This window comes from Curtobacterium sp. NPDC089689, from assembly GCF_044749145.1.
In the GTDB taxonomy this organism is placed as follows: domain Bacteria; phylum Actinomycetota; class Actinomycetes; order Actinomycetales; family Microbacteriaceae; genus Curtobacterium.
The window spans coordinates 1,665,289-1,669,585 of sequence record NZ_JBIVHJ010000001.1 but is presented as its reverse complement, the minus strand read 5'-3'; the positions used below and the strand labels follow the sequence as shown (position 1 = coordinate 1,669,585).

The window sequence follows — 4,297 nt, the reverse complement described above, 5'->3', positions numbered from 1 at the left end:
CCGGGGGCCCGGGGGCGCCGCCCCGGGGGGGCGGCGGGGGGGGGGGCCGGGGGGGGCCCCCCCCCCGGGGGGGGGGCCCCCCCCCCCCCCGGCGGGGGGGGGGGGGCCCGGCGGCCCCCCCGCCTCCCGTCCGTCCGCTGCGACAGCAGCGCCGCTACGCGGCGACCAGGTACTCGTCCCAGTCCGCCTGCGGACGCTCGATCCCGCGCACCACCCACGAGGCGCCGTGCGGCGCCCTCGGGCGGAAGCGCAGCCGCCACCCCATCTCCTGCGGAGTGCGGTCACCCTTGGTGTTGTTGCACGCCAGGCAGCAGGCGACGAGGTTCTCCCACGAGTCCTGCCCGCCGCGGGACTTCGGCTGGACGTGGTCGATCGTGGTGGCGTGCCGGTCGCAGTAGGCGCAGCGGTTGCCGTCGCGACGGAGGACGCCGCGGCGGGAGACGGGCACGAGTCTGGAGTGCGGGATGCGCACGTACCGGGTGAGGATGATGACGGACGGACGGTCGTACGTCGACGTCGACCCGGTCACCGGGTGGTCGAGGTCGGCGGCGACGATGGCGGCCTTCTGGTTCATGACCAGCACGAGGGCCCGTCGGAACGAGATCACCGCGAGGGGCTCGTAACCGGCGTTGAGGACGAGAGTGCGCATGGGTTCCCTTCCGACGTGCCTGGACGGCTTCCAGGCGGTGCGGGTGCGCCGGACCAGGGCGTCGCGCAGGTGACCGTCGCTCGCGCGCACGGCCCCGGAACCACGAAGAGCACCACCCGGATGGGCAGTGCTCTCGTCATGACGGGGCGTGCTCGTGCACGCAGGCGGTGGTCGACCATATGTCGACGTGCGCGCGCCGACCCATGGTGCGGGTCGTGCGGAACGCTGACATGAGGTCTCCCTGCTCGCAGCCGAAGGGCCGGTGCAGCGTCAGGATACGTCGGAAACCGGCCCGGCACGAGGGTGTGCGGGCCGGTTCCGGCGATGTTCACGGGTTCGACGTGTCCGCGTCGACCGGAGGGAGGGCTCCGGGTCAGATCCCGAAGCGGACGATGTGGTAGTCGCTGGTCCAGATCGGGCGGATCGACACGGAGCCGCCGGGCTTCGGCGCGTCCATGATCATGCCGTTGCCCATGTAGAAGCCGTCGTGCGCCTCGTTGTTGAAGATGACGACGTCGCCGGGCTGTGCCTCGGACTCCGGGATCGTGGTGCCGGCCTGGTCCTGCAGGGGCACGGAGTGCGCGAGGTTGATGCCGTACTGCGCGTACACGAACATCACGTAGCCCGAGCAGTCGAACCCGGACGGGTCCGCGCCGCCGAACACGTACGGCGTGCCGATGTACTGCTTCGCGGTCGCGACGACGGCCGGCAGCGAGAACGGGGTGTTCGCGGCCTTCGACGTCGCGACGTAGTCGGCGGCGCTCGGGCCCGAGTACGAGGCGTACTGCGTGGCGGTCGCCGCGCGGGCCTTCTCGGTCGCGGCGGCCTGCTTCGCGGCAGCTGCCGCGGCCTTCGCCTCGGCCTGCTGCGCAGCCTCGGCGTCGAGCGTCGACTGGGCCGTCGCACCGTAGCCGTCGCGGCTGGTGCCGGCCAGGGCGACCGCGTCGGACACGGAGAAGTTCTGCTCGCCGGTCGTGCGGAGCTGGCGCTGGGCGGCGGCAGCGGCGTCCGAGGGCTGCTGGGTCGACGCGAACGCGGCCGGGACCGCCATCGTGCCGAACATGCCGGCCGCGACGGTCAGGACGAGGGGCGCGAGGAGCCGGCGCTTGCGGGCGGACGAGCTGGCCTTCGCCTGCTCGGCGCGCTGGGCGGCCTGTGCGGCACGGCGTCCACCGGCGAGCGGTGCGGTCTTCACGGACTGCGGGGCGGCAGCGCGCGCGGTGCGTCGGGTGGGGAGGGCCGTGGGGGCGTCGGCGGTGTTCGTCGGGTTCGCGGTCTGGTCGTCCGCGGCGGAACCGTTCAGCGTCAAGGGTGGGATCTCCGGCGCCTCGTCACCACGGTCCGGGGCATCGCGACGAGCTGGGGACTCGCCTGACCTGGGCCGTGGAACCCCATCCGTTCGTCATCGTTTCCGATCGAGGCAGGAGACGGGTTCGAGACGTCCTGCCACGGGTTCCCGGGTTCGGTGTCGGCCCGGGGACTCGCACGAGTGTACGTGGCCGTCGTTACCTTGTCGAGATGAAACGGGGACTTTGTAACAGAACGGTAAAGGCGAGCGGACGTCAGGCGTCGCCGCGTTCGATGTACACGTGCTGTGCGACCTCGCTCGGGAGCTCGATGCCGGAGTCCTCGCCGTCGACCCGCACCGCGACGTAGGCGCCTGCGCGCTGCACGCTCGCGACCCGACCGGGCATGACCCCGGCGGTCCGCAGCTGGTGGAGGAGCTCGGGTTCGAACTGCACCGGCTCACCCAGGCGGCGGATCGTCCCCGTGGCGACGGCGTCGGTGCCCTCGGTCGCGGTGACGATGTTCTGCACGCCGTCGAGGAAGCCGCCGGCGTCCGGCCCGCCGATCTCGGCCAGCCCCGGGATCGGGTTGCCGTACGGCGACTCCGTCGGGTTGCCGAGCATCTCGAGCAGCCGGACCTCGACCTGCTCGCTCATCACGTGCTCCCAGCGGCAGGCCTCGTCGTGGACGAACGCCCAGTCGAGCCCGATGACGTCGGAGAGCAGCCGCTCGGCCAGACGGTGCTTGCGCATGACGTGGGTCGCTCGCGAACGCCCCTCGGTCGTGAGCTCGAGGTGGCGGTCGCCGGACACGACGACGAGGCCGTCACGCTCCATGCGGGCGATGGTCTGCGAGACCGTGGGACCCGAGTGACCGAGGCGCTCCGAGATGCGGGCGCGCAGCGGGATGATCGCTTCTTCCTCGAGGTCGAGGATCGTGCGCAGGTACATCTCCGTGGTGTCGACGAGATCGGTCACGGTCCGCCTCTCTGGTCTCAGGTCCCGCCACCCTACTTGTTCGTGGTGACACTGGAGGACCAACACTTGCAAGGGTCAAGGAATGCCCTGGGATACCGCGCCGGTAGGATCGCTCCATGGCAGACATCGTCATCCCGTCCGACCTCCTCCCGACCGACGGACGCTTCGGCTGCGGCCCGTCCAAGATCCGTGGCGCACAGCTCGAGTCCCTCGTGACGCGCGGGGCGACGATCCTCGGCACCTCCCACCGGCAGAAGCCCGTGAAGGACCTCGTCGGCAGCGTCCGGCAGGGCATCGCCGACCTGTTCCAGGTGCCGGACGGCTACGAGGTCGTGCTCGGCAACGGCGGGTCGACCGCGTTCTGGGACGCCGCCGCCTTCGGGCTCGTCGAGCGCCGCGCCGAGAACCTGTCCTTCGGCGAGTTCGGCTCGAAGTTCGCCAAGGCCGTCGCCGCACCGTGGCTCGAGGCGCCGCACGTCATCGAGGCCCCGGGTGGTTCGCTCGCCGCCCTCGAACCGGTCGAGGGCGTCGACGTCTACGCCTACCCGCACAACGAGACCTCGACCGGCGTCATGGCCCCGGTGGTCCGCGCGCAGGGTGACGACGGCGCGCTCACCGTGGTGGACGCCACGAGCGCTGCCGGCGGTGCCGCCTTCGACGTGTCCGCGACCGACGTCTACTACTTCGCGCCCCAGAAGAACTTCGCGTCCGACGGCGGGCTGTGGCTCGCGCTGTTCTCCCCCGCCGCGATCGAGCGGGTGGAGCGCATCGCCGCCTCGGACCGCTACGTCCCGGAGTTCCTGTCCCTGAAGAACGCGGTCGACAACTCGCGGCTCGACCAGACGCTGAACACCCCGGCACTCGCGACCCTGCTCCTCCTCGACGACCAGGTCCGCTGGATCAACGAGTCGGGCGGCATCGCGTGGGCCGACGCCCGCACGAAGCAGTCCTCCGGGACGATCTACGACTGGGCAGCGTCGGTCGACTTCGCGACGCCGTTCGTGGCGGAGCCGTCGCACCGGTCGCAGGTGGTCGCGACGATCGACCTCGACGACGCGATCGACGCGAAGGCCGTGGCCGCGACGCTCCGCGCGAACGGCATCGTCGACACCGAGCCGTACCGGAAGCTCGGCCGCAACCAGCTCCGGATCGCGACGTTCACGGCGATCGAACCGGCGGACGTCGCGCAGCTCACCAAGGCGATCGAGTACGTGGTGGGCGAGCTGTCGCACTGACGCGCTGACGCGCTGACGCGCTGACGCGCTGACGACACACGGGAGGCGCGGGGGCCCCGGGCCCCCCCCCCCCCCGCCCGGGGGGGGGGGGGGGGGGGGGGCGGCGCGGGGGGGCGGGGCGGGGGGGGGGGGGGGGGGGCCCCCGGCGC

4 protein-coding genes are annotated in these 4,297 nt (G+C 72.3%); 1 reads left to right on the top strand and 3 read right to left on the bottom strand.

Annotated features, from left to right (window positions below; translation table 11 throughout):
• Nucleotides 1-154: 154 nt before the first annotated feature.
• From ACIPYW_RS08165 to ACIPYW_RS08155, 3 genes are all read right to left on the bottom strand, one after another.
• A complete protein-coding gene (locus ACIPYW_RS08165) occupies nucleotides 155-649 on the bottom strand; it encodes an HNH endonuclease (protein ID WP_290133744.1) in 495 nt (164 codons plus the stop codon).
• A 373-nt stretch (nucleotides 650-1,022) separates the two neighbouring features.
• Nucleotides 1,023-1,958 carry a C40 family peptidase gene (locus ACIPYW_RS08160; RefSeq protein ID WP_400412471.1) on the bottom strand — a complete coding sequence of 312 codons (936 nt, stop codon included), beginning with the start codon at nucleotides 1,956-1,958 and terminating at the stop codon, nucleotides 1,023-1,025.
• A 253-nt stretch (nucleotides 1,959-2,211) separates the two neighbouring features.
• Nucleotides 2,212-2,913 carry a metal-dependent transcriptional regulator gene (locus ACIPYW_RS08155; RefSeq protein ID WP_290133742.1) on the bottom strand — a complete coding sequence of 234 codons (702 nt, stop codon included), beginning with the start codon at nucleotides 2,911-2,913 and terminating at the stop codon, nucleotides 2,212-2,214.
• Between the two features lie 116 nt (nucleotides 2,914-3,029).
• Here ACIPYW_RS08155 and serC point away from each other — a divergent pair, with 116 nt between their 5' ends.
• Entirely contained in the window at nucleotides 3,030-4,148 is a 1,119-nt protein-coding gene (gene serC / locus ACIPYW_RS08150; RefSeq protein ID WP_400412470.1) for a phosphoserine transaminase, read from the top strand.
• Nucleotides 4,149-4,297 lie beyond the last annotated feature (149 nt).

What these genes read in the sequence shown, in the direction of transcription:
- ACIPYW_RS08165 (WP_290133744.1), bottom strand. Translation starts at nt 649, where the DNA reads ATGCGCACTCTCGTCCTCAACGCCGGTTACGAGCCCCTCGCGGTGATC.
- serC (WP_400412470.1), top strand. Translation starts at nt 3,030, where the DNA reads ATGGCAGACATCGTCATCCCGTCCGACCTCCTCCCGACCGACGGACGC.